The 23,653-nt window shown below is 36.9% G+C and carries 24 protein-coding genes, 1 pseudogene and 2 other annotated features; of the genes and pseudogenes, 10 read left to right on the top strand and 15 right to left on the bottom strand.

The genetic code is table 11. The features are described 5' to 3' along the window. Nucleotides 1-9: 9 nt before the first annotated feature. Complete coding sequence (locus I6L50_RS12585) at nucleotides 10-1,245, bottom strand: TcaA 3rd/4th domain-containing protein (RefSeq protein ID WP_219301741.1); 1,236 nt, start codon at nucleotides 1,243-1,245, stop codon at nucleotides 10-12. Between the two features lie 19 nt (nucleotides 1,246-1,264). Then, a complete protein-coding gene (locus I6L50_RS12580; protein ID WP_219301740.1) occupies nucleotides 1,265-2,047 on the bottom strand; it encodes a zinc ribbon domain-containing protein in 783 nt (260 codons plus the stop codon). A gap of 200 nt (nucleotides 2,048-2,247) precedes the next feature. On the opposite strand from I6L50_RS12580, the gene I6L50_RS12575 reads away from it, so the two are divergent. Further along, a complete protein-coding gene (locus I6L50_RS12575) occupies nucleotides 2,248-3,081 on the top strand; it encodes a hypothetical protein (protein WP_219301739.1) in 834 nt (277 codons plus the stop codon). A gap of 14 nt (nucleotides 3,082-3,095) precedes the next feature. Here the strand turns inward: I6L50_RS12575 and I6L50_RS12570 are convergent, their stop codons facing one another. The 10 genes from I6L50_RS12570 to trpE form a co-directional block, all read right to left on the bottom strand. After that, entirely contained in the window at nucleotides 3,096-3,779 is a 684-nt protein-coding gene (locus tag I6L50_RS12570; RefSeq protein WP_219301738.1) for a DUF2278 family protein, read from the bottom strand. A 90-nt stretch (nucleotides 3,780-3,869) separates the two neighbouring features. Beyond that, entirely contained in the window at nucleotides 3,870-5,369 is a 1,500-nt protein-coding gene (locus I6L50_RS12565) for an L-lactate permease (protein ID WP_219301737.1), read from the bottom strand. Between the two features lie 128 nt (nucleotides 5,370-5,497). Beyond that, nucleotides 5,498-5,848 carry a DUF4029 domain-containing protein gene (locus I6L50_RS12560; protein ID WP_219301736.1) on the bottom strand — a complete coding sequence of 117 codons (351 nt, stop codon included), beginning with the start codon at nucleotides 5,846-5,848 and terminating at the stop codon, nucleotides 5,498-5,500. Nucleotides 5,849-5,922: 74 nt separating this feature from the next. Continuing rightward, nucleotides 5,923-6,699 (bottom strand): tryptophan synthase subunit alpha, encoded by a 777-nt coding sequence (gene trpA, locus I6L50_RS12555; RefSeq protein WP_219301735.1) that lies wholly within the window; start codon nucleotides 6,697-6,699, stop codon nucleotides 5,923-5,925. A gap of 3 nt (nucleotides 6,700-6,702) precedes the next feature. Beyond that, nucleotides 6,703-7,896 (bottom strand): tryptophan synthase subunit beta, encoded by a 1,194-nt coding sequence (gene trpB, locus I6L50_RS12550; protein WP_002086917.1) that lies wholly within the window; start codon nucleotides 7,894-7,896, stop codon nucleotides 6,703-6,705. Further along, on the bottom strand, nucleotides 7,893-8,507 hold the full coding sequence (locus I6L50_RS12545) for a phosphoribosylanthranilate isomerase (RefSeq protein ID WP_219301734.1): 615 nt from the start codon (nucleotides 8,505-8,507) through the stop codon (nucleotides 7,893-7,895). Before I6L50_RS12545 ends, trpB begins: the two co-directional genes overlap by 4 nt. Further along, nucleotides 8,504-9,265 carry an indole-3-glycerol phosphate synthase TrpC gene (gene trpC, locus I6L50_RS12540; protein WP_219301733.1) on the bottom strand — a complete coding sequence of 254 codons (762 nt, stop codon included), beginning with the start codon at nucleotides 9,263-9,265 and terminating at the stop codon, nucleotides 8,504-8,506. The genes I6L50_RS12545 and trpC overlap by 4 nt, the downstream gene beginning before the upstream one ends. 1 nt (nucleotide 9,266) lies before the next feature. After that, a complete protein-coding gene (gene trpD, locus I6L50_RS12535; RefSeq protein ID WP_219301732.1) occupies nucleotides 9,267-10,292 on the bottom strand; it encodes an anthranilate phosphoribosyltransferase in 1,026 nt (341 codons plus the stop codon). Further along, entirely contained in the window at nucleotides 10,289-10,876 is a 588-nt protein-coding gene (locus I6L50_RS12530; RefSeq protein WP_219301731.1) for an aminodeoxychorismate/anthranilate synthase component II, read from the bottom strand. Before I6L50_RS12530 ends, trpD begins: the two co-directional genes overlap by 4 nt. After that, entirely contained in the window at nucleotides 10,873-12,291 is a 1,419-nt protein-coding gene (gene trpE / locus I6L50_RS12525) for an anthranilate synthase component I (RefSeq protein WP_219301730.1), read from the bottom strand. The genes I6L50_RS12530 and trpE overlap by 4 nt, the downstream gene beginning before the upstream one ends. A gap of 51 nt (nucleotides 12,292-12,342) precedes the next feature. Next, nucleotides 12,343-12,587: a binding site (T-box leader), on the bottom strand. Between the two features lie 42 nt (nucleotides 12,588-12,629). Next, nucleotides 12,630-12,867, bottom strand: a binding site (T-box leader). Nucleotides 12,868-13,173: 306 nt separating this feature from the next. Between trpE and putP the strand changes: the two genes are divergently transcribed. Further along, complete coding sequence (gene putP, locus I6L50_RS12520) at nucleotides 13,174-14,652, top strand: sodium/proline symporter PutP (protein WP_201038541.1); 1,479 nt, start codon at nucleotides 13,174-13,176, stop codon at nucleotides 14,650-14,652. A 160-nt stretch (nucleotides 14,653-14,812) separates the two neighbouring features. Beyond that, entirely contained in the window at nucleotides 14,813-15,211 is a 399-nt protein-coding gene (locus tag I6L50_RS12515) for an Ig-like domain-containing protein (RefSeq protein ID WP_002125992.1), read from the top strand. Nucleotides 15,212-15,235: 24 nt separating this feature from the next. Here the strand turns inward: I6L50_RS12515 and I6L50_RS12510 are convergent, their stop codons facing one another. After that, complete coding sequence (locus I6L50_RS12510) at nucleotides 15,236-15,631, bottom strand: PH domain-containing protein (RefSeq protein WP_088038902.1); 396 nt, start codon at nucleotides 15,629-15,631, stop codon at nucleotides 15,236-15,238. A gap of 88 nt (nucleotides 15,632-15,719) precedes the next feature. Between I6L50_RS12510 and I6L50_RS12505 the strand changes: the two genes are divergently transcribed. Then, nucleotides 15,720-16,391 carry a DUF4386 domain-containing protein gene (locus I6L50_RS12505; RefSeq protein WP_113937698.1) on the top strand — a complete coding sequence of 224 codons (672 nt, stop codon included), beginning with the start codon at nucleotides 15,720-15,722 and terminating at the stop codon, nucleotides 16,389-16,391. On the opposite strand, the gene I6L50_RS12500 is transcribed toward I6L50_RS12505, so the two are convergent. Continuing rightward, nucleotides 16,381-16,956, bottom strand: coding sequence for a Crp/Fnr family transcriptional regulator (locus tag I6L50_RS12500; protein ID WP_219301729.1), 576 nt, complete (start codon nucleotides 16,954-16,956; stop codon nucleotides 16,381-16,383). The genes I6L50_RS12505 and I6L50_RS12500 overlap by 11 nt on opposite strands. A gap of 181 nt (nucleotides 16,957-17,137) precedes the next feature. Continuing rightward, nucleotides 17,138-18,045, bottom strand: a pseudogene (locus tag I6L50_RS12495) (DMT family transporter). 203 nt (nucleotides 18,046-18,248) lie between these two features. Between I6L50_RS12495 and I6L50_RS12490 the strand changes: the two are divergent. The 6 genes from I6L50_RS12490 to exsF all read left to right on the top strand — a co-directional run bounded on the left by I6L50_RS12490 (nucleotide 18,249) and on the right by exsF (nucleotide 23,587). Then, on the top strand, nucleotides 18,249-18,980 hold the full coding sequence (locus I6L50_RS12490; protein ID WP_219301728.1) for an alpha/beta hydrolase: 732 nt from the start codon (nucleotides 18,249-18,251) through the stop codon (nucleotides 18,978-18,980). Nucleotides 18,981-19,070: 90 nt separating this feature from the next. Next, nucleotides 19,071-19,589 carry a YjcG family protein gene (locus tag I6L50_RS12485; RefSeq protein ID WP_002011397.1) on the top strand — a complete coding sequence of 173 codons (519 nt, stop codon included), beginning with the start codon at nucleotides 19,071-19,073 and terminating at the stop codon, nucleotides 19,587-19,589. A gap of 1 nt (nucleotide 19,590) precedes the next feature. After that, nucleotides 19,591-20,013, top strand: a complete 423-nt coding sequence (locus tag I6L50_RS12480; RefSeq protein WP_002064289.1) for a GNAT family N-acetyltransferase — start codon at nucleotides 19,591-19,593, stop codon at nucleotides 20,011-20,013. Nucleotides 20,014-20,236: 223 nt separating this feature from the next. Continuing rightward, nucleotides 20,237-22,303: an ATP-dependent helicase gene (locus I6L50_RS12475; RefSeq protein ID WP_219301727.1), complete on the top strand. Its 2,067-nt coding sequence runs from the start codon at nucleotides 20,237-20,239 to the stop codon at nucleotides 22,301-22,303. Nucleotides 22,304-22,445: 142 nt separating this feature from the next. Beyond that, the gene (gene cotY, locus I6L50_RS12470) at nucleotides 22,446-22,916 is read left to right on the top strand and encodes a spore coat protein CotY (protein WP_113769138.1); all 471 of its coding nucleotides are present in this window, start codon (nucleotides 22,446-22,448) and stop codon (nucleotides 22,914-22,916) included. Between the two features lie 167 nt (nucleotides 22,917-23,083). Beyond that, a complete protein-coding gene (gene exsF / locus I6L50_RS12465) occupies nucleotides 23,084-23,587 on the top strand; it encodes an exosporium protein ExsF (RefSeq protein WP_113937694.1) in 504 nt (167 codons plus the stop codon). The last annotated feature ends 66 nt before the right edge of the window (nucleotides 23,588-23,653 follow it).

Here is a 23,653-nt window from a genome sequence, read left to right as displayed (position 1 = left end):
TCATGCACTCTATTCTCTTGATTTAATCAGTTCAACATTATAAGATTCCACACTCGTTAACGTTCCTGTAAAATACGGATTTTCTCTGTACCAGGACTGTTTTGAAAAATACGCTTGCATATCTTTCGTTTGAAAAACATGTCCATGCCTTGCGTATACTTCATTTCTCGCAATTTTCAACTGTTCTTTCGATAAATATGTTAAGTCCGCACTCGTTAATTTTCGAATATCACTATCAGGGAAGATGAAACCATTATATACATACCCAGTCGTAGGCGGAGTAACATTGTAAACAACTGTTTTTTCTACACTTTTCTTTTGAAATGGAAGATTATAAGCCGACAGTGCCGTTACCGTTTCTACCTTTGTCGTTTCCCTTCCGTTTTCTCCATTTCGTTCTAAATAAATCGCCGCACTTCCATCAGTCGCTATCGGTCCCCACGTAATTTCTTCTCCGGTCAATGCTGTAACTGGCTTTTGATTCACGTATAATGTTGCACCAGGCGCATTGGTTTGAACTGTAATATATTGCCCTTGTAACGTTAAATCTATCGTTACATTATTTTGAATTTGTTTCATAAGTACAACCTTTTCCTCACGTGATAGTTTTACATAGTCATTTTTATATTCAGATTGAAATACTTGAGTTCCAGGAAGAAACGGTCCATATTGTTTCTCAAGCTTTTTGTCATTTGTCTTATCAATTTCTTTTCCGTTCAATTTTAAAGATGTACCTTTTTCATTTGTAAGCAGAGTCGTATAATACGTCTTCGCTTTCAATTTATACCGATCAAATAAAAAGAAATGTTTCCCATCTTTCGTTAAAGAAAAATCTGCTCTTTCTATTCCATCCCCTTGTTTTTCACCTTGCCTCAAATATTCTTTCAATTCATTCACGTAAGATGGATTTTCTTTTATATATGAAAATAGAGGCGTTAAACTCTCTCTCGTTACAATAACGGCTGGATCATCTGTCGTGGTGATCTCAACTAATTTCTCCCCGTCCCTCTCTTGTAAAACAGTAATAATTCTCTCTACTTGCGATGATTGTGAGTAATATGAAGATCCATACGCATATAATCCGCCCAATACTATAATAAAAAATGTTAAAAGTGTAATTTCAATTATTGTCCCTTTGCTCATTTTCTGCTTCTTTACTACAGGATCCCGCCTCTTCGTCCCGCAGTTTTGACAAAATTGCACACTGTCTTCAAAATGAGTCCCGCACTTTGTGCATACATTCATCCATTCAACCACCTTTTCATTAGAAGCCTGTTAATCCCCCAGTAAAGGTTTGAATTATCGTGTTAATGTAAGACCAAAATACAAGAAACGTTGCAATTCCGATTAAAACACTTGCAATCATAAGTGTGTAAACAGGATCTAATCTGCCGTTGTCTAGTTTTAATATAGCTACAATTATACTAATTCCCATATACGTTGTAGCCAGCCCTAATAAGATTGGTAAGAAGAAGATTAATAAAAAACTAAAAAGAAAAGAAAGCACTAATATAGCAATAGCTGGCGTCGCTATCGTCCCCCATATACCGAATGCTTCAAGAAAAGAAAAAGATGATTTCATCATCTTACCACTTACAAAAATAATAAATCCGACAAATAAAGTTAAAATTAATAAAAAGAAAAAGACCATTACAGATTCTCCAAAGAAAGTAGGAGTAGCTATATCTGGCACTAATGTCCTCGTAACAGTCGCCGCTGCGCTCATCATTCTATAAAAAATACACGCTCCTAAAAAACAAATAAGCACAAGACTTACAATTCCATTTCGCACTTCAATATTTCCACTTTCCATAATGGCCGATGGTGATTTAAAAGCATTTTTAAAGAACTGAAAATAGCCACTTGCAAATTGTTTCGCTTGCTCTACCGTTTCATTCGGACGAGTTTCCTTTACTCGTGCCGGGCGCGATAGCTGCCCTTCTTCCTGCCCACCACTCGCTACCACTTCTTCCGTTAACGAATGTCCACAATTCCCGCAAAACCTTGCTTCCGCTGCATTTTCAGTATGACATGCCGGACATTTCATTCTCTCATCCCTCCTTAAGCATATACCTTATAGGATGTTACAAATTCAATATATGACTTTGTACATAAAACATGACTACAAGAAAAAGAATATGAAATCCTTCTTTTAAACGAAACTATGTGTGCTAGTATTATAGAAAAATAATGGTATTATGAAACAGAGCAAATAAAGTGAAACTTTAAACAGATTGGATGAAGACAGTGGAATTTGTAAACTCGATTTTTCAAACACTCCTTACAAGCGTGATCCAATTATTTTCTTTAATTGGTGTCATCATTGTAATTGGATTTATATTAGGTTATTTAGAATCTCTCACACGAACGTATTGGTCGAGAGCTTTTGGTAGGAAGGGATTTCTTTTAACTGCGTGGATTGGTGTTCCCGTTCATGAGCTTGGACATGCAATTATGTGTCTATTATTCCGCCATAAAATTGTAGCAACGCAGTTCTTCCCAACAGATACAAGTCAAGGAGCTTTAGGTTACGTACAACATCAATACAATCAAAAAAGCGTATATCAACGGATCGGTAATTTCTTTATCGGCATCGGTCCTATTATTTCTGGTATTACTGCCTTAATACTTTTAATGCGCTATTTCGTACCAGAGTCATATTATTTATTTAATACGAATCTGGAAAAAACTGTTGCATCGACTTCTATTAACTTAGACATGATCCAAAACATGCTACTATCGACGTTTGTATTATTGAAAAGCTTATTTACATTTAACAATTTATTGAATCCTTCATTTTGGTTATTTTTATTTATCGCCATTTGTATTTCTGCACATATCGCTTTAAGTAAACCCGACATTAAAGGATCAATAGACGGTGTTATCGTCATGTTTATCATGTTATTTTTATTCAATATAATTGCAGGACTTTTTCAGTACGATAGTAACCAACTCATCGGAAAAATGATGAAGTATAATATGTATCTCATTGCGTTTTCTAGTGTGGCGCTTCTTTTCTCTTGTATTTCTACACTTGTGAGTTTTGTGTTTTATAAAATAAGAGGAGGGCGTTCATTGTGAACGCCCTCTTCCCATCAATTATTTCTCTTATAATCACAATGCTCAACCGGAACACGAGCATGCCCTTCTTCATCCGTACACCATGACTGTGACTGAAAGGCAAGAAAAATACCAATCCACTCTTCCTTCTTCTCAAAGTGAATCAATATCCCACCGTCTTGCCATTTGCCATCATCACCTTGCCATTTCTCTACATTCCCTTGATTCATATGAATATCGTGTATACCGTTTCCAGGTGTAAAGTGGAAATACGAATCCGGAACCTTTTCTTCTGGTCCCCACCTTTCACCAAACGCATAAATAATCGCCTTTTCTTCTATTGCTCGCTTTATATAACGCTCTATCTTTTCATTTAAATCATTATCAACTCCTGCTTTTTCAGCAGGTAAAGGAATCATTTGCTTTGAATCAAATAAATTACCTCTTACATAATCTAAAGCTACTTTCGGTTCATTATTTTTTATTTCTGTAAAACCGAACGGTAATGTCGGTAAAATATGAATCGCCTCTGATCGAATATCGTCGCTCGCAAAATATAAAACTTCCGATGGATAACTTTGCGATTTCACGTTAATTGCAATGCGATAATCTACTCCTGCTTCACCTTGTAAATGAACTTGATAATGAGGTGTTTTGCCTTTTCCAATCTTAGATTGTATAACTGTACCTTTTAATACACCGTAGTTTTTTAAGGGCATACCTTTCATCTCCTATTCATTTAGTAGAAGCTTTTCATATTTAAAACATTATCCAGTCATAAAGAAAATCCTCCTATGTTAGGAGGATTTTTAATTTCTCAATATATACCAAAAGAAAACTTCCACTACTACAAGTAAAACCGCACCAAAAATCATTAACGTCGTCTTCTTTAATAGTTCATTTTCACGATACGGGATATTGCATAAATACGCGCCTAGTGTAATCCGTGATGGACAAGCGATCGTCGCTACTGATGATGCGGTGTTTTGGAGCGTCGTGACGTATTGCCACGGGAGTGCTACGTTTTGAGCTGTTTGCATTTGTAGCTTTATAAACATCGCATTTGATCCTGCGTTACTACCAGTTAAAAAACCGCCAATTCCGCCTATGAATGGAGCAACGAAAACGAAAAAGGTACCAAAGGTTTCACCAGCTGTTTTTGCGAGTAATGAATGCATACCAGATGCACCCATTAGTTCTGAAATTGCAATGAACATCGTCGTTGTAATAGCGAAAGGAATCCATTGTTTTGTCGTTTGCGAGAGTGATTGTTTAATAACATTAGATGGAATGCGGAAGAAAATAATTGTAAATAAACAAGTCATGGCGAGCCAAAATCCTGGCGAATATAGTAGCTCTAGTTTGTAAGAATATGATTTTAAATCGAGAACTGCATATGACCTAAGAAAATCATGTAATGCTGGAACGAGGCGAGAAAGTAAAATACAAACTGTTAAGAATATATAAGGGCTAATAATTTTTATAATCGATACTTCTCTCTCCGTAGCCGCCGCATGTTCTGTTAAAAGGTTTTGCTCATCTTTTCCTTTTAACTTAATGATTAAAAAACCAAATGAAATGGTAACGATAGAACTTAATATCCCTGCTAGTTCAACACTTACGTATGCGTTAGAAAGATAGATTCCGAGAGAAAATAATAGAAAGAATCCTATCCCTTCCTTCCACTTTTCTATAACTGCCTGCCAGCCACCGACAACGTATAAAGAAAGGAAGATAAAATATGCGAAAATCGGGATGCTTAATAATGCTGTATTTGTACCAAGAGTTGTGAGCGGCATGTTAATAAGCTGAGAACCGATAATCGTACCCGTTGCCATTGCGCCCCATGAACTTGCAAGTAAACCGATAAACGATAGTAGCACAGCTTGAAACGGTTTATAACCGAGCGAAAGAAAAATAGGTGCTGCGACCATAAAACCAATTCCGAATCCACTCACTGATTCAATAAGTGGACAAATACCAAAACACATAAGAAGCATTTGCAATAATCGATCGCGCGTGACTTGTTCTAGAAATCGTGCTACTTGATCGATGTATCCCATTTTGTTCATGAGGTGAAATAAAAAAATACCGAAAAATAAAACGTATCCGACAATAAAACAAATTAACCACCCTTTAATTGTTGCGTGTACAGTTTCACTTATCCCTAATTGAAACGTTGGCGAGAGTAAAACGATTCCGACAGAAACGGCATAAGAGATTAATGAGGCTCTTAATGACGTTTGTTTAAACAAAAACAAACAAATAAAAATCATCATAATCGGGATAAGTGCCAACAATATGGCCATGCTATCATCTCTTTTCGTAAAAAGTGCAATTTTTAACTATTATATAACAGATGTTATGATTTTCAATTATTTTTATAACAGATTTAAAAAAGGAGCCGCTTGGCTCCTTTTTTTGAATAACTAATATTTTATCTTTTATCCTGAAAAACCGTCTGCTGTCCAATCATTTTTTCTAGCACAACAAACACAATATAAGCACATATTACTTGCAATACAATATTCCCAAGTTTTATTAATTCAAATGAATGGATCCATTGGAATAATTCACTTAATAATACAATCGCAACGATACTAAATAGTTCTATACTAACCGAAAATATACATACTTCTAAAATAGATTGCTCTTGTATTCGATTTAATTGGGAAAAGATGAATACATATCCTAAAAACAGAGCCATCAACTCTATTTTCGTCATGCTAATGAGCCAAGCGTATAATGGTACAGTTAAAAGAAGATATAATAGTTTACGTCTTAGCATGCCTTCTCACCCTCTAAGTTATAAGTATTTTCTGTATATTTTAACATTTATTACACAAAAGAAACAGAAGAGACTTAAGCCTCTTCTGTTTCTTTTACTGCATGTATTAACTCACAAATTTCTTCTCGCTTTTCATTTTCTAACAGCTCAATGACTTTACTTCCAACGACAACGCCGTCACATATTGTAATCATTTCTTCAATTTGCTCTCGTGTTGAAATACCGAATCCTGCGACTACTGGTAAGTGGACGTGTGCTTTTACTTTTTCTAAGTAACTACGAATCTCATCTTTAAAGTTTTGACGTACTCCCGTTACACCCGCTACTGTAACGGCGTAGACGAATCCTTGTGATTCACCCGTAATTTTTTCGATTCGTTCAATAGGGCTCGTTACGGTAACGAGTGGAATTAAAGCGATATTCGCCACGCGAAGGAGCGGTGTAATAATGTCTTGTTCTTCATACGGTAAGTCTGGAACGATAATACCGTCCACCCCTGCTTCAAGACAGCTCTCAATGAAACGTTCCTTTCCGAATGCGAGTACTGGATTTAAATATGTCATAAGTACAAATGGAATTTGAACTTCTTGCCTCACCTCTATTAATGCTTGAAAAATACCTTTCAATGTTACACCGCTATCTAATGCTCTTTTTCCTGCCCTTTGAATAGTTGGACCGTCTGCGACTGGATCTGAAAATGGGATACCAATTTCAACGATGCTTGCTCCTGCTTCATCAAGAAAACGAATTCTTTCTTTTAACTTTTCAAGTCCACCATCTCCGCCCATTACATACGGAATAAATGCTTTCTTGCCATTTTCAAACGCTGCTATAATTTTTTCTACTCCCATTTTTTACACCTCTTCCATATAACGTTTTATACTCTCTACATCTTTATCACCGCGGCCGGATAAACAAATGACAAGTCCTTCGTCTTTCTTCATTTGCGGCGCTAGTTTTAAAGCGTATGCAACAGCATGTGAACTTTCTAATGCCGGGATAATCCCTTCTTTTTTCGTTAATAATTGAAATGCTTCTAACGCTTCTTCATCTGTAATGGAATGATAAGAAACGCGGCCAATATCTTTTAGCAAGCTATGTTCTGGCCCAACACCTGGGTAATCCAGCCCTGCCGAAATAGAGTGTGCTTCTTGAATTTGCCCTTCTTCATTTTGCAGAAGGTACATCATCGATCCGTGTAAAACACCGACACTTCCTTTCGTTAAAGTGGCTGCGTGCTTTTCTGTGTGAACACCTTTTCCAGCTGCTTCAACACCGTAAAGAGCAACTTCTTCATCGTGTACGAACGGATAAAACATTCCCATTGCATTACTACCACCGCCAATACAAGCAACGACTGCTTCTGGTAATTTTCCTTCTAACGCTTCGTATTGCTTTTTCGTTTCTTTCCCAATTACACTTTGGAAATCACGAACAATTTGCGGGAATGGATGTGGCCCGAGAACTGATCCCATAATGTAGTGCGTATCGTGTACATGTGAAACCCAGTAACGAAGCGCCTCGTTTACCGCATCTTTCAACGTGCCGCTACCTGCCGCAACGCTTTCTACTTTTGCTCCGAGTAATTCCATTCGAAATACGTTTAATTTTTGTCGTCTCACATCTTCTTCTCCCATGAAGATGACGCATTCTAAACCGAAAAGTGCACATACAGTAGCTGTTGCAACTCCGTGTTGTCCTGCTCCTGTTTCAGCGACAACTTTCTTCTTACCCATTCTTACCGCAAGAAGTGCTTGACCGATTGTATTGTTAATTTTATGAGCTCCCGTATGGTTCAAATCTTCACGTTTCAAATAAATCTTTGCTCCGCCGCAATACTTCGTCATATTTTCAGCGAAATAAAGCGGTGTTTCTCTTCCAACGTACGTTTGTAAATAATGATCTAATTCCTTTTGAAACGCTTCATCTTGCATCGCTTCTTTATATGCTTCTTCTAGTTCTAATACGGATTGCATTAACGTTTCTGGAACGTATCGTCCTCCGTATATACCGTAATGCCCTTTTTCATCTGGATATGCATAATTCATTTGGAACACTCCTTCGCTTTTTTAATAAATTGTTTTATTTTCTCCAAATCTTTCTTTCCTTCTGTCTCTACCCCACTACTCACATCGATCATATATGGCCGAACAGTTCGAATTGCTTCTTCTATATTAAGGATGTTTAATCCGCCAGCTAATATCGTTTTCTCTCGCAATGCTTTTGGCATATGTGCAAGTAACTCCCATGAGAATGTCTTTCCGTTTCCTCCGTGGAACTTTTCTTTCGGGCTATCAAATAACAGATAATCTGTATCGTATTTTTTCGCACATTCAATATCTTTCTCTAAAGCTACTCCTACCGCTTTTATAGACGGAATATTCAATCTTATTATTTGATCATTGTCTTCATCCCCATGTAGTTGCACATGCGTTAACCCGCACTCCTCTGCAATTTTCTGGATCACTTCTACTGATTCATTTACGAAAACACCGACCTTGAAAACGTGGGCTGGAATTTCCCCAATAATTTCTTTCGCTTGCTCTGGAGTGATTTGGCGTTTACTTTCTGCAAAAACAAATCCGATTGCATCTGCGCCATATTCACACGCACTTTGCGCTGTTTCCATATCAGTGATGCCGCAAATCTTCACTTTCATATGCTCACCTTACAGTCTTCGAAAAAGTTACTTATAGAAGATGATGTCATAAGCGCTTCTCCGACTAATACGCCTTTTGCACCAGCTCGTTTGACGCGAATGATATCTTCTTTTGAATGAATGCCGCTTTCACTAATCCAAAGTAGGTTTTCCTCATTCAGCCGTTTTCCGAGCTTTTCAGTTTGGCTTAAATCTACTTCAAATGTTTTTAAATTACGGTTGTTAATACCGATAACGTGCGGATTTAATCGGATTGCAATTTCTAATTCCTGTTCATCATGAACTTCAACAATCGCTTCTAATCCTTTTTCTAGCACGTAGTTATAAAGCTCGTTTAATTTCTCTTTTGACAATGCTGCAACAATTAATAAAATAAGATCTGCACCAGCTTCATACGCTCTATCAATTTGGATTTTATCGATTATAAAATCTTTACATAAAAGCGGAATGTTACTTTCTGCTCTTGCCGTTTGTAAGTCGTGAAACGACCCTTTAAAAAATTGACCGTCTGTTAAAACCGAAACTGCTCCAGCACCGCATTCTTCATATGTTTTCACTTGTTTTGGCACATCAACGTGTAAATTAATATCGCCTTTTGATGGAGACGCTCGCTTTACCTCTGCTATTACAGTAAACTGCTCTAAAGCTTTTACAAGTGAGTGTGTTTTCCTTTTTTCTTTCACTGGTGAATATGTTTCATATAACTCCGCAACTTCTACTTTCTTTTGCTCTACAATTTTGTCTAAAATCGTCCCCATTTTAATTCACCCTTTCTAATTTTTCATGGCTTGCTGCAATTAATAAGTTTAATTTTTCTAATGCTTTTCCAGAGTCAATGCTATGTGCCGCTAGTGTAATTCCTTCTTCAATCGTTTCTGCTCTTCCATTTGCGAAAAGGGCTAGACCTGCATTTAATAAAACAGTATCGCGATAGACACTCTTTTCTCCGCTTAATACTCCGAGCGTAATCTTTGCATTTTCTTTCGAATTCCCGCCTCTAATTTCTTCATTTTTCACTCTTGAGAAACCGTAGTTTTCTGGTGCAATACTCATTTCAACTATTTCGTTGTCTTTTAAAATAGCGACGCAGTTTTCTCCTTGTAATGATGCTTCATCTAAAAAGCCACTTCCGTTTACGACGAGCGCTTGTTTTCTGCCAAGTTTCTGCAACACTTCCGCTACTGGCAATAACATATCTCGTTTATAAATACCGACAAATTGTGTTTCTAAGTTAACAGGATTCGTTAAAGGGCCAATTAAGTTAAAGATCGTCGGAACGTTTAATTCTTTTCTTATTTTCATAATACGTCTTAATGCTGGATGCATCGCTGGTGCGAATAAGAAGGCAATACCTACATTCTCTAATAAATAGTCAATCTCACCCGGCGTACAGCTTATGTTTACACCAAGTTCTTCTAATAAATCAGCACTTCCTGTTTTACTAGAAACAGCGCGGTTTCCATGTTTCGCAACCTTTACACCAGCTCCGGCAAGTACAAATGCCGATGTTGTACTAATATTGAATGTTTGTGCACCGTCACCACCCGTTCCGCAATTGTCCATCGCGCCTTTTATATGATTTGAAAACGGTAATGCCTTTTCTCGAAGAGCACGCACAAGACCGTATATTTCTTCTGCTGTTTCGCCTTTCGCTTTCAGCAATACTAAGAAAGCTGCAACTTCACTTTCCAATATGTTGTCACTTAATAAAAGAAGTCCCGCTTCATACATTTCTTCTTCTGTTAAATGTTGTCCCTCTACTAATTTTCGAAGATAACTGTTCATACTCTCTCCTCCTCTTTCACTTCTGCTAAAAAGGCACGTATTAACTTTCCGCCTTCTTCTGTTGCAATTGATTCTGGGTGAAACTGTAATCCGAAGAGCGGATAATAGTTGTGACGAACTGCCATGATTTCTCCGTCATCCATCGCCGTCGCGAGTATGTCAAAGCATTGTGGTAAACTATTTTGCGCTGCGACGAGTGAATGGTAACGCATTGCCGTTAGCGGCTGCGTTACGTACGAAAAGATTGACGTTCCGTTATGTTTCACACGCGATGTTTTTCCGTGTTTAATGCGCTCTGCTCTAACAATTCCTCCTCCAAATGCGGATATGATTGCTTGATGGCCAAGGCAAATTCCTAAGATGGGAACGTTCTTATAAAAGTGACGAATAACATCGATACAAATTCCAGCATCTTCTGGTTTCCCAGGTCCTGGTGATAGCACAATTCCTTTCGGCTTCATCTCCTCTAATTGTTCAATTGTTATTTGATCATTTCTTACGACAACAATTCCTGCCTCGTACTCGCCTAACAGTTGATACAAGTTATATGTGAATGAATCATAATTATCGATAAGTACAATCATTTCATAACCTCCAAAAGCGCTCTCGCTTTATTTAATGTTTCTTCATATTCAGCAACCGGGTCTGAATCGTAGACGATACCCGCTCCTGCCTGAACGTACGCTTTCTCATCTTTCACAACCATCGTTCGAATTGCTAGCGCCATATCAAGATTTCCTGAGAATGAAATATATCCAACTGCTCCGGCGTATACATTTCTTTTTTCATGCTCTAACGTATTAATAATTTCCATCGCTCTAATTTTCGGAGCACCTGATACTGTACCAGCTGGTAAACAATACGCTAATGCGTCAAATCCACTCGTTTGTTTTCGCAATGTTCCGTAAACTTCAGATACAATGTGCATAACGTGAGAGTATTTTTCTACTTTCATATATTTATCTATCGTCACAGAGCCAATTTCACTTACTCTGCCAATATCATTTCGTCCTAGGTCCACAAGCATCATATGCTCTGCTCGCTCTTTCTCATTTCCTAACAGTTCTTTTTCGATTTCCTCATCTTCCTGCTTCGTTTTCCCTCTCGTCCTCGTACCGGCAATTGGGTTTGTCATCACCTTATCGTCTCTTACTGATAGTAAACTTTCTGGTGAAGAGCCTAGTACAACATAATCTTGAAAATCGATATAGAACATATATGGTGATGGATTTGCAATTCGAAGTTTCCGGTATAATGCAAATGGATCTCCAATACATTCACTTTGCAAACGCTGGGATAATACAACTTGAAAAATATCTCCGGACTGAATGTATTCTTTCGCTGTTTCTACCATTTCACAAAATTCTTTTTCAGTTATGGACGAAGTGAATGATAACGTTGATTGTATTTCATTTACTTCCGCTTCTTCTCCCTTTAACACTTCCTCTTTGTATACTTGCAATCTTTCGTATACTTCTTCATAAGAAGCTGAATCGTCTTCCCTGCATACATATACAAACGACAACTTTTGGCGTAAATGATCGTAAACGGTAGACTCACGATATAGTAAAAGGTGTACTTCTGGAATATTTAATGGATCGTGTAAATCTGCTCCAATGTTTTCATACTGCCGAATGACATCATAGCCAATATAACCAACTGCTCCTCCGCAAAATGGGAACGGACTGTCTACTTGCACTGGTGCGATTACCTCTTCTAACACTTGCAGTACGTTAGCTTGCAACTTTTCTGTTTGCCCATATGTCGTTCGTTCGACTTCCATACCAACGCTTTTCACTTCTCCATAAGGATTACACCCTAAGTAAGAATAGCGCCCTTTATCTTGATGAAGCTGCGAGCTTTCTAGTAAAAACTTTTTCTTCCCCTTCATACGTCTATATAAAGAAATTGGCGTAATGCTATCTCCTTCTTCTTCAGCGATTACTAAAAATGTTTCTCCTTGTTCTTTTTGCTTCATAAATTCCTCTTTTGTCATCATGCCTTTCACCTCACTCTGAAAAATAAAAAAGTCCCCTACATATCGAAATATGTAGAGGACGATAAATTTACCGTGGTACCACCTCAGGTTGGACGCAAAAGCATCCCGCTTTATTCAGGTACAAAATATATACCTTATCCTTGTAACGGCGGAACCCGGGTTGCCTACTGAAAATAATTGTTCAGCATACCTCTCGTAAGCCCATTCCGTATATGGCACCGCACCGGGCTCCCACCTGTCCCCGGCTCTCTGAAACGTCTCCAATATACGTACTCTTCTTACTTAAACGATTTAGCTTATTTAATTTTTTATACACAAAAAGGGAGTACTCATCCTATAGAAAGGACGGGTACTCCCGTGGTGCCACCTTAATTCGTTACGAATGTAACGCACTTTGCCGTATCAAAAATAATACGTGTCTCTTATATCGATGAGATCATGTCGCCAAAGCCTACTTCTTTCGTTTCGGTTTGGAAGCTCCGAAGCCCATTCCACATCAATTCCATACTGATTCGCACCAACCATCAGCTCTCTGACATGTTCATCATGTGTACTCTTCTTCATCAACGCTTGCATTTTTTTAAGTTGCACTCATTATATTCCTCACGTTTCTAATAAGTCAATACTTTTCCAAAAAAAAATATTTTTTCTTCATCCGATATTATATTGACAAAACAACCTGTTTTTATGTAAATATAATAAATACTCTATTAAAATTAAGGTTTTTTGTCAGAAAATTATATATTACAAAAGAAAAACACTGTCGAAAAACGCTTACATTTCAGAAAATTCGTATTTTCGAATGGATTTTTCAGAATAATCATGATAGATTATAAATATGCATAACGCATCAAAAGACATGACAAAAGGAAGGGGAACTACATGAGTACGCAGATGTTAACTTTAACTTCTATCTCTATTTACATGCTCGGGATGTTAGTAATCGGCTATTTCGCCTACAAACGAACGTCCAACTTAACAGATTATATGCTTGGCGGGCGTACACTAGGCCCCGCAGTAACAGCATTAAGTGCTGGAGCATCCGATATGAGTGGTTGGCTTTTAATGGGATTACCCGGTGCAATGTTTAGCGTTGGATTAAGTAGTAGTTGGATTGCGCTCGGCCTAACACTAGGCGCATACGCAAACTGGCTTTATGTCGCTCCTCGCTTACGTACCTACTCTGAAATGGCAAACAACTCTATTACTATCCCAGAATTTTTGGAACACCGTTTCCACGACAAATCTCATATGCTACGCTTAGTATCCGGACTTGTTATTATGATTTTCTTTACTTTTTATGTAGCTTCAGGACTAGTTTCAGGTGCTGTATTATTTGAAAATTCATTTGGTATGAACTATCATGTTGGATTATTCATTGTCGCAGCAGTTGTCGTGGCTTACACATTATTTGGTGGTTTCTTAGCGGTAAGTTGGACAGACTTCGTGCAAGGAATCATTATGGTAATTGCTCTTATTCTTGTTCCTATCGTAACAATTATGAATTCGAACGGACTTGGACCTGCGTTTGACACAATTCGATCTGTAGATCCAACACGTTTAGATATTTTTAAAGGTGCCTCTACTTTAGGAATGATTTCTTTATTCGCATGGGGCCTTGGTTATGTTGGACAACCTCATATTATCGTACGCTTTATGGCAATTTCGTCTGTAAAAGAAATTAAAAGCGCACGAAGAATTGGTATGAGCTGGATGATTTTCTCTGTTGTCGGAGCTATGTTTACTGGTCTTATCGGTATTGCTTACTATTCACAACAAGGGTTGACGTTATCTAATCCAGAGACAATTTTCCTTGAACTTGGAAAAATTTTATTCCATCCACTTATTACTGGATTTTTATTAGCAGCGATTTTAGCAGCGATTATGAGTACAATCTCATCTCAGCTTCTTGTTACTTCTAGTGCTATAACAGAAGATTTATATCGTACATTCTTTAAACGTTCTGCTTCTGATAAAGAGCTTGTATTTGTCGGTCGTATGGCTGTACTTGTTATCGCCTTAGTCGGGTGCGCATTAGCGTTTAAACAAAATGATACGATTTTAGCTCTTGTTGGATATGCTTGGGCTGGATTTGGTTCTTCATTTGGACCCGCTATTTTATTAAGCTTATATTGGAAACGTATGACGAAATGGGGCGCACTTGCTGGCATGATTTCAGGTGCAGCCACAGTAATTATTTGGACACAGTTTAAATTCTTAAAAGATTTCTTATATGAAATGATTCCTGGTTTCGCTATTAGTTTACTAGTAATCGTAATTGTTAGTTTACTAACACAGCCTTCAAAAGAAGTTGAAGAGAAATTTGAGGATTTTGAAAAACAACACCGTAATAATCTATAAAAAGAAAGCTCTGCTGTTATCGCAACAGCAGAGCTTTCTTTTTACAGTTCGACAATCTTCTTCTCAAATTTAACAAATTCTTTATGTTTCGTTAAATTTAATATAACACTGCTCCTTTATAGTATTAGTATCAGCATTTATACAGAAAGGGGACTCCAACATGTTAGCAGCTTTCCAGCAACAACACATAAGAAAATTTTCACCTATTACAAATACTTCTGCTTCTCGTTTAAACATTCAACCTAATCCACCCAAAATTTCAATTGCTCCTTCTGTTATTTCAGTTATCGGTGTTCATATGGAAAAAAATAAGTTAAAAATAAAAACTGGGCAAAGTACTGAGTTATCAGCTTCCGTTTTACCAATGCAAGCGACGAATAAAGAACTTATTTGGACAAATATGAATTCTGATGTCATCACAATATATCCAAAAGGTGAAACTGTGACGATTACTGGACAAAGTGCAGGAAGAGCAGTCGTAATTGTTACAACTGCTGAAGGAAAATTTCGTGACCTATGCGTCATTCATGTACAACCTTATATGACAAATCCAAAGTAAAAGAGTGGCTTCGTAGCCACTCTTTTACTTTATTTCAATGTGCGGATTTTTACTTTTCACAAGATTAATAAATTGTTCTTTATTTTTAGGAGAAATAATCTCTGTTTCATATGATCCGTAAACAATTTCTAATCGATCGAATGATAGTGCATGAGCTGCGATTGGATTTTTTGTATTGGAAATTCGTTTTATGTCTCGTATAAATATACGTTTTTTAACGGGACCTGATGTAATTATAATTATTTCTTCCTTAACGATATATTTTGTTGAAAACCAACTCCAACTAAACAGTATAGCTAATGGAATTGTAAAAAATAAGAGAAAATATTCTCTCCCTGCAAATATTGGAGCGAAACAGGCGCCTAAAACAATGAAAAAGATTGGATATAACCATACATCTTTTTTTGATGGAAATTCCATTACGCTCTCTCCTCTCTTGATTTAAGTCAATGACTTCCCCTCCTTCCCTTATTAAAATAAAAGTAATATTGAAATAGGAGGACGACATATGAATGAACGAAAGTTTGCCTTATTTACTGGTGCTTCTCTTCTTATTATGGCATTTGCTGCATTTTTTTCTTACGGTTTTGTTCACGGGAATCTCGTTGTACAAGGAGATGCGAGCACGACACTCCATAATATTCAAACTTCAAGTTCACTTTTCAAAGCAGAAATTTTCGGATGGATTATCATTTTCATTACGGATATTATCGCCTCGTGGGCTCTTTATTTCTTTCTAAAACCTATCCATACTAGCCTCTCATTACTAGCTGCCTGTCTTCGTCTTATGTATACAGCTATACTTGGGATTGCTATATTCAATTTAATATTTGTATTACTTCTTTCAAAAAACACAGTTGCTAATTCAGAAGCATATACAATGTTATTTCTAGAAGCTTTTGAATACATTTGGTCTGTAGGATTAATCATTTTCGGCTTACATCTTCTCACCTTAGGATACGTAACCTTTCAATCTAAAAACATACCGAAAACTATTAGTATATTACTGCTCATTGCTGCAATCGGCTATATCATCATTAACGTAATGAATACGATGTTTTCACAATATGATGCGATTATTTCCATTCTTAACGTTGTCTTTCAACTACCGATGATCGCAGGTGAACTAGGATTTAGTATATGGCTATTGCTTAGAGGTGGAAAAAACTCTACTGTTTGAGTCGTTTCTTAATTCTGCTTAATGATTCTGGCGTAATACCTAGATAACTTGCCAATTGATATTGAGGAACACGATCGATTAAATGAGGTCGTTTTTGTAATAATGATTTGTAGCGCTCTTCTGGTGTCGATGCAATAAATAATGTAAGTTCTTCTTGTACTTCACCAAAATTGTATTCAATCATTTGGCGCGTCATTTCTTCTAACTGTGAATATTTCTTATACATGTCCTTTTCACTATACAAATCGCCAACTACAACTAGACAATCTTCTAGGCACGTTAACGTATGTGGGGATGATTTATCTTGCTTATGATGATTGAAATTTGCGATTGCTTGTTCTTCTGTATAAAAATTTGATGTAACTTCTTTTCCAGATTCATCTATACAATGCTGCCTCACGCATCCTTTTAATACAAAATAACATTTAGATGGAACATCTCCTTGCCCTAGGAGCACTGTTCCTTTTTTATACTCTTCAATTTGTAATTCTTCTACGATCATGCGCTGCTGTTCTTCACTTAATGTTGTAAGATTTGTCATGTATTTCATTAAAATCTCTTTCATTTAGTCTCTCCTTCCCCCTCTATATTTGTATGAGAAACGTATGATGTAACTCCACTATATATTATCTTTTTTCATGCTACATGGCGGTAATTCCCCCTATTAATCTGTTTTATTTTCTGCATGGAACAAAAAAAAGAGAAGTTACCAATAACTTCTCTTTTCGCATATTAGAATAAACTCGTTATAATTCCTGTGTATAAGCCGGTTCGTTCACCACATTTTTTGCTGTTCGCTTTTGTTGCTGTAGTAAGAAAACAGATACACCAAACAATACGAGCATGCTACCGATAATTTGCATTGCATTTAATTTTTCTCCAAGTAAGAAGAACGCTAGTATAGATGCCCCTACTGGTTCTCCTAAAATGCTCATTGAAATGGTTGTTGCATTTACGTAATTTAATAACCAATTATTAATGACGTGTGACACTGTCGGTACAATCGCAAGTAAAAGAAAAATACTCCAATCCCACTTCGTATAGCCTGTAAACGGCACTTGAAGTATAACGTTATAAATCGCTATAAATATACCAGCGAAGGCAAATACAGTGAAACTATAAATCCAATGAGATACTTTCTTTACTGTCGTTTGTCCGATAAATAAATAACCGACAACTGCTATTACACTTAAAAAGGATAATATATCCCCATAAATTGCTTACTTAGCCCTAAATCTCCCCAGCCAATACACATTACGCCTAGTATCGCAATTCCCATCGTCGCAATTGCTGAATAGGTTGTTCTTTCTTTAAATAAGAAAAAACCTCCCACTAAAGATACGATCGGTTGAAGTGCTAAAATAATCGTCGAACTAGCAACTGTCGTATGCTTTAAGGATTCAAACCATAGAAGAAAATGAAGAGCTAAAAAGAAACCAGATCCAATTAAAAATCCCCAATCTTTTATTTGAATCCTACTAAACTCTTCCCGTTTTTTCCAAACGATCGGCAGCATAATAAGTACGATAATCCATAATCGATACATACTTAAAATGGAAGATGGTGCTGAGGACATCTTTGCAAAAACAGCTGCGAATGAAATTGCTATAATGGAAATTGCTAGTGGTAGTGCGATTGATCTTTCTTGTTTCAAATCCTGTCTCCCCTCTCACCTGTAAAAAATCCCACTTCATTATATCCGTTTTCTTTCACAACTTAAATACTAATTTTTTAGATTCTTCGTACCATTATGGTAAAATAGAAATTAAGGCACCTATTAGTGATTATTTCTTTCCTTTTCACTACAAGCGTCGCTCTTACAATCATTACAGTAAATTTTTATTTAGGGGGATATACATGAATCAAACAATAGGGAGAATTGAAGAAATTCCATTTTTTAGTACATCACTTCAAGAGGAGCTTACACTTCTTGTTTATTTACCAGTAAATTACACACCTCTCCATAAGCATACGGTTGTTATTGCACAAGATGGTAGAGATTATTTTCAGCTTGGTAAAGCCCACCGTGTAATTGAGCGTCTTCGTGAAACTGAAGAAATCGACCGCACAATTATTGTCGGTATTCCATATAAAAATGTACACGATCGTAAGGAAAAATATTTCCCAAATGATGTAAAGAATGCTGCTTACATTCGTTTCCTTGCTCATGAGCTTGCTCCATATATTGATGCAAATTATCCAACATATCAAATGGGTAAAGGACGCGTTTTAATTGGAGATTCTCTCGGCGGTACAGTTTCCCTCATGACCGCACTTATGTATCCGCATACATTTGGTAAGGTCGTTATGCAATCACCATTTGTTGATGAAACAGTCATGAACTTAGCAAAAGATTTCAAAAATCCGGGGGCGCTAGATCTTTATCACGTAATTGGGACCGAAGAAACAGCTGTCAAGCGTACAGACGGACAAGTATCTGATTTCGTAGAACCAAATCGCGAGTTAAATAAACTACTTACAGATAGAAATTTCATCACGTATTATGAAGAGTTTGAAGGGAATCACACATGGAAATATTGGCAAGCAGATTTACCGAAAGCATTTTCTCATATTCTATCAATGAAATAATAGAGAGCGGTATTCAGAATAATTTGATATAATAGATAAAGAGATTTATTCTCAAAATCTAACTAGACTTGCAAAGGGAGGAATTGGAACATGAAATTAGGAATTGTAATTTTCCCATCAAAAATGATTCAAGATAAAGCGAACGGATTACGTAAACGTTATGATCCGCATTACGCATTAGTTCCGCCACATATTACATTGAAAACACCCTTTGAGACGCAAGATGAACAATTAGAATCGATTGTGAATGAGTTACATACAATCGCAAATAAAACGAACCCTTTCACCCTTCATGTTGGGAAAGTCGGTTCATTCGCACCTGTTAATAATGTTCTTTATTTTAAAGTAGAAAAAACACCTGAACTTACTTTCTTAAATGAAGAAATGCATAATGGTTTCTTTACACAAGAGCGCGAGTACTCTTTCGTACCTCATTTAACAATCGGTCAAGACTTATCAGACGCAGAGCACGCTGATGTATTAGGTCGATTACGTATGAAAGATTTCTATTATGAGCAACCAATCGATCGTTTCCACCTTCTATACCAATTAGAAAATGGAACGTGGACTGTACATGAAACATTCCACCTTGGAAAGGAGAACAACTAATTTGCACGCACAAATCGTACAAACGGACGAACAACTAAGAGATGCATTCTCTGTACGTAAGCAAGTATTTGTGAATGAGCAACGTGTTTCTGCAGAAGAAGAGTATGATGAGTTTGAAGAGATTTCAACACACGTTGTTATATATGATAATGATGTTCCAGTTGGTGCTGGTCGCTTCCGCATCGTTGATGGAATAGGAAAAATGGAGCGCATTTGCGTACTAGCTTCACATCGTAAAAAAGGCATTGGTAAAATCATTATGGATGCACTTGAAGCGTATGCGAAGGAAGAGTCTCTACCGAAATTGAAACTCCATGCTCAAACACATGCTGAATTTTTCTATAAAAAGCTAGGATACGTGACGGCTTCTGATGTGTTTATGGAAGCAAATATCCCGCACGTCGTAATGATAAAAGAATTATAAAGTGAAACTTTAATCAGTGGGGGTTTTGTTCATCCCCCACTGATTATTAGCCTTCACCAATCGGGCGTTTACGGGCACCTGAATTTTGAAGTGAGAGTTTTACTGCCCGCAAATAGCGGGGTAATTTTGTAGCAGGAGGTAGCCCCTCCTGTTTTTTACATTGCTATTTTCTTTTTCTTCCGCTAAAGTTAAATGTTGATGCTATAGTTTTGAAGGTGAATATATGACACAAGAAAAATTTTCACAAAAATCGTTAACACACGCTGGTATTCCGCAAGCGACGTATCATATTCCGAAAACATCTACCCATTTAATTATGGAAGAAGATGCAGATGCGGCGTATTTCCGCGCTTTAGAACAGCAAGGTGTTTATTTAAATGAAAAACAGTTAGAAGCAGTGCAAACGACAGAAGGACCTGTCCTTACACTAGCTGGTGCTGGAAGTGGTAAAACATCTGTTTTAACAACTCGCGTTGGTTATTTAGTTAATGTAAAACATGTCCATCCGCGAAATATTTTGCTGCTGACGTTTACACAAAAAGCAGCTGAAGAAATTCGAAGCCGTGTAGCGAATTTACCTGGTATGAATCATGCCGCAAGTAGCTATGTCGTTGCTGGTACATTCCACTCTGTCTTTTTAAAATTGCTTCGTAGTCAAGGATATAATCAGCAAATTTTAGCAAATGAAAAACATAAACAAATTATGATAAAGAAAATTTTGAAAGAATTGCGCTTAAAAGACGATTATGATGCCGAAACGATACTCGCTATGATTTCACTTGAGAAAAACAAATTGAATCGTCCGAAAGATGTAAAAGCGAAAACACCGGTTGAACAAGAGTTCAAAGAAGTATACGAACGTTTCGAAGAGGTAAAACAACGACACAATTATATCGATTTTGACGACATCTTATTAGAAATGTATTATATGTTAGAAAATAACGCTCCCCTGCTTACTCAATTACAAGAGCGTTTTCATTACATTGAAGTAGATGAGTTTCAAGATACGTCGTATGCACAATATGAAATTGTAAAATTGTTAGCCACGCCGAGAAATAATTTATTTATCGCAGGTGATGACGATCAAGCGATTTACGGCTGGCGAGGGGCAAGTCACCAAATTATTTTATCTTTTCCAAAGGAATTTGATAATACAACGATTATCGCACTTAATACGAATTATCGATCTAATCCATTTATCGTCGGACTTGGAAATGAAGTTATTAAGCTAAATCAAGAACGTTTTGATAAAGAGCTATATTCTGTTCGTGAAGAAGGTGTACAACCATTTTACGCACGACCAGCTACAACTCTTGATGAAGCAAATCAAATTTTGCAACTCATTCAGGAAAAAGTAGATCGTGGTGAACGAAATTATAAAGATTTTTGTTTATTATATCGTACACATTCTGTAAGCCGTTCTTTACTTGATCAGCTTACAATTCATAAGATTCCATTTATTAAACATGGAGCGAGCCAATCGTTCTACGAACATTCTTTAATTAGGCCCGTATTAGATCACTTACGACTCGTGCTTGAACCGTTCCGCCTCGAATCACTTTCAAATATATTACCAACAATGTATATTGGCCGTGATGAGTGCATTTCATTTATTGAACGTGAACAATGGAAATATGGTGAGGGCCGTTTCCCTTCTCTTCTTCATTTTCTATTACTAAACCCGAGCTTGAAACCTTTTCAAGTTAAAAAAGTAAATGAGCGAATCGATTTTATTAAGTTTATAAAAGAACTTGAACCGAAAAAAGCATTGAAAGAAATTATTCATGGTAAAGGAAAGTATTTAGAGTACTTACAAAGTAATGATCGTTCTTCCTTTACGATGCATAAGGACATACAAGAAGAAATGTTAGAAGAATTGATGGAATCAGCAACTCGCTTTACGGATATTCCAGCTTACTTACAATTTATTAACGAGGCCATTCAAGGTCAAAAAGAAATGGAAGCATTAAAAACAATGCCGCAAAAAGATGCCGTATCGCTTATGTCAATTCATAACGCGAAAGGCCTTGAGTTTCCATGCGTCTTTTTACTCGGAGCAAGCGATGGTATATTGCCGCATACTTCTTCTTTAAAAGATGCAAATGACCGTGTAACTGAGACTTCTGAAGCATTAGAAGAAGAAAGACGATTACTCTATGTCGCCATTACACGCGCAAAAGAAGAACTTTACATTTCCTCCCCGCAATTTTTCAGAGGAAAAAAACTAGATATATCTCGTTTTTTATATACTGCGCGAAAAGATTTACCTGAAAAGACACCCATTAAATAAGGGTGTCTTTTTGCATATCACGTTATGTACATCCCCTCTATATAAATTCCCTGTTTCTATCCTGAGAATTAACGTAATATCAATCATATCCCGTTCATATTGTAATAGTGTATGTCAGAACTCACGATAAGGAGTGAACATAATGAGCTGCAATTGTAATGAAGATCATCATCACCATGATTGTGATTTCAACTGTGTATCAAATGTCGTTCGTTTTATACATGAACTACAAGAATGCGCAACTACAACATGCGGATCTGGTTGCGAAGTTCCATTTTTAGGAGCACATAACACTGCATCAGTAGCGAATACACGTCCTTTTATTTTATACACAAAAGCTGGAACACCTTTTGAAGCATTTGCACCATCTGCAAGTCTTACTAGCTGCCAATCTCCAATTTTCCGTGTAGAGAGTATAGATGATGATGACTGTGCTGTATTGCGTGTATTAACTGTAGTTTTAGGTGATGGTACCTCTGTACCACCTGGTGACGATCCAATCTGTACATTTTTAGCTGTACCAAATGCAAGATTAGTATCAACCTCCTCTTGTATTACTGTTGATTTAAGTTGCTTCTGCGCTATTCAATGCTTACGCGATGTTTCTATATAAAACTGAATACTAATTTAAGCATGGATTGGGTGGCAGATGATTCTGCCACCCAATCCATGCTTAAAAGGTATTATTATGTATTTTTTATAAAATTGGGAACTTGTCTAGAACATAGAACCTGTCCTTTTCATTAACTGAAAGTAGAAACAGATAAAGGAGTGAAAAACATGTTCTCTTCTGATTGCGAATTTAATAACATTGATTGTGAGGCGAAACCAGCTAGTACACTACCTGCCTTCGGTTTTGCTTTCAACGCTTCTGCACCTCAGTTTGCTTCATTATTCACACCACTACTATTACCTAGCGTAAGTCCAAACCCAAATATTACTGTTCCTGTAATAAATAATACAGTAAGTGTCGGAGCTGGCATTCGAATTCAAGTAGCTGGTATTTATCAAATCAGTTATACATTAACAGTGAGTCTTGAAAATGTTCCTGCACCACCAAATGCCGCTCGATTCTTCTTAACATTGGACACACCAGATAACATTATTCCAGGATCAGGAACGGCAGTCCGGGCTAACATTGTCGGTACTGGTGAAGTAGACGTTTCCAGTGGTGTTATTCTTATTAACTTGAATCCTGGCGACTTGATTCAAATCGTACCAGTTGAATTATTTGGAACTGTAGACATTCGTGCTGCAGCATTAACAGTTGCACAAATTAGCTAGTAAAAAGCGGTATTTCTTAATTGAAATACCGCTTTTTATTTTTACAATAAAAAACACTCACAGTAA

It is taken from the genome of Bacillus sp. FDAARGOS_1420, assembly GCF_019344915.1.
In the GTDB taxonomy this organism is placed as follows: Bacteria; Bacillota; Bacilli; order Bacillales; family Bacillaceae_G; genus Bacillus_A; species Bacillus_A mycoides.
Note: the sequence above shows the minus strand (reverse complement) of the source record. Positions and strands in the feature narration are given on the sequence as shown.

Bases quoted from the DNA above. Each gene is read 5' to 3' on its own strand.
- I6L50_RS12515 (WP_002125992.1), top strand. From the start codon at position 14,813: ATGTTAGCAGCTTTCCAGCAACAACACATAAGAAAATTTTCACCTATT.
- I6L50_RS12500 (WP_219301729.1), bottom strand. From the start codon at position 16,956: ATGAAAGAGATTTTAATGAAATACATGACAAATCTTACAACATTAAGT.
- exsF (WP_113937694.1), top strand. From the start codon at position 23,084: ATGTTCTCTTCTGATTGCGAATTTAATAACATTGATTGTGAGGCGAAA.
- trpB (WP_002086917.1), bottom strand. From the start codon at position 7,896: ATGAATTATGCATATCCAGATGAAAAAGGGCATTACGGTATATACGGA.
- cotY (WP_113769138.1), top strand. From the start codon at position 22,446: ATGAGCTGCAATTGTAATGAAGATCATCATCACCATGATTGTGATTTC.
- I6L50_RS12560 (WP_219301736.1), bottom strand. From the start codon at position 5,848: ATGCTAAGACGTAAACTATTATATCTTCTTTTAACTGTACCATTATAC.
- I6L50_RS12475 (WP_219301727.1), top strand. From the start codon at position 20,237: ATGACACAAGAAAAATTTTCACAAAAATCGTTAACACACGCTGGTATT.
- I6L50_RS12510 (WP_088038902.1), bottom strand. From the start codon at position 15,631: ATGGAATTTCCATCAAAAAAAGATGTATGGTTATATCCAATCTTTTTC.
- trpD (WP_219301732.1), bottom strand. From the start codon at position 10,292: ATGAACAGTTATCTTCGAAAATTAGTAGAGGGACAACATTTAACAGAA.
- I6L50_RS12530 (WP_219301731.1), bottom strand. From the start codon at position 10,876: ATGATTGTACTTATCGATAATTATGATTCATTCACATATAACTTGTAT.
- I6L50_RS12565 (WP_219301737.1), bottom strand. From the start codon at position 5,369: ATGGCCATATTGTTGGCACTTATCCCGATTATGATGATTTTTATTTGT.
- I6L50_RS12505 (WP_113937698.1), top strand. From the start codon at position 15,720: ATGAATGAACGAAAGTTTGCCTTATTTACTGGTGCTTCTCTTCTTATT.
- I6L50_RS12585 (WP_219301741.1), bottom strand. From the start codon at position 1,245: ATGAATGTATGCACAAAGTGCGGGACTCATTTTGAAGACAGTGTGCAA.
- trpA (WP_219301735.1), bottom strand. From the start codon at position 6,699: ATGGGAGTAGAAAAAATTATAGCAGCGTTTGAAAATGGCAAGAAAGCA.
- I6L50_RS12580 (WP_219301740.1), bottom strand. From the start codon at position 2,047: ATGAAATGTCCGGCATGTCATACTGAAAATGCAGCGGAAGCAAGGTTT.
- trpE (WP_219301730.1), bottom strand. From the start codon at position 12,291: ATGATGACAAAAGAGGAATTTATGAAGCAAAAAGAACAAGGAGAAACA.
- putP (WP_201038541.1), top strand. From the start codon at position 13,174: ATGAGTACGCAGATGTTAACTTTAACTTCTATCTCTATTTACATGCTC.
- I6L50_RS12490 (WP_219301728.1), top strand. From the start codon at position 18,249: ATGAATCAAACAATAGGGAGAATTGAAGAAATTCCATTTTTTAGTACA.
- I6L50_RS12545 (WP_219301734.1), bottom strand. From the start codon at position 8,507: ATGAAAGTGAAGATTTGCGGCATCACTGATATGGAAACAGCGCAAAGT.
- I6L50_RS12485 (WP_002011397.1), top strand. From the start codon at position 19,071: ATGAAATTAGGAATTGTAATTTTCCCATCAAAAATGATTCAAGATAAA.
- I6L50_RS12570 (WP_219301738.1), bottom strand. From the start codon at position 3,779: ATGCCCTTAAAAAACTACGGTGTATTAAAAGGTACAGTTATACAATCT.
- trpC (WP_219301733.1), bottom strand. From the start codon at position 9,265: ATGGGGACGATTTTAGACAAAATTGTAGAGCAAAAGAAAGTAGAAGTT.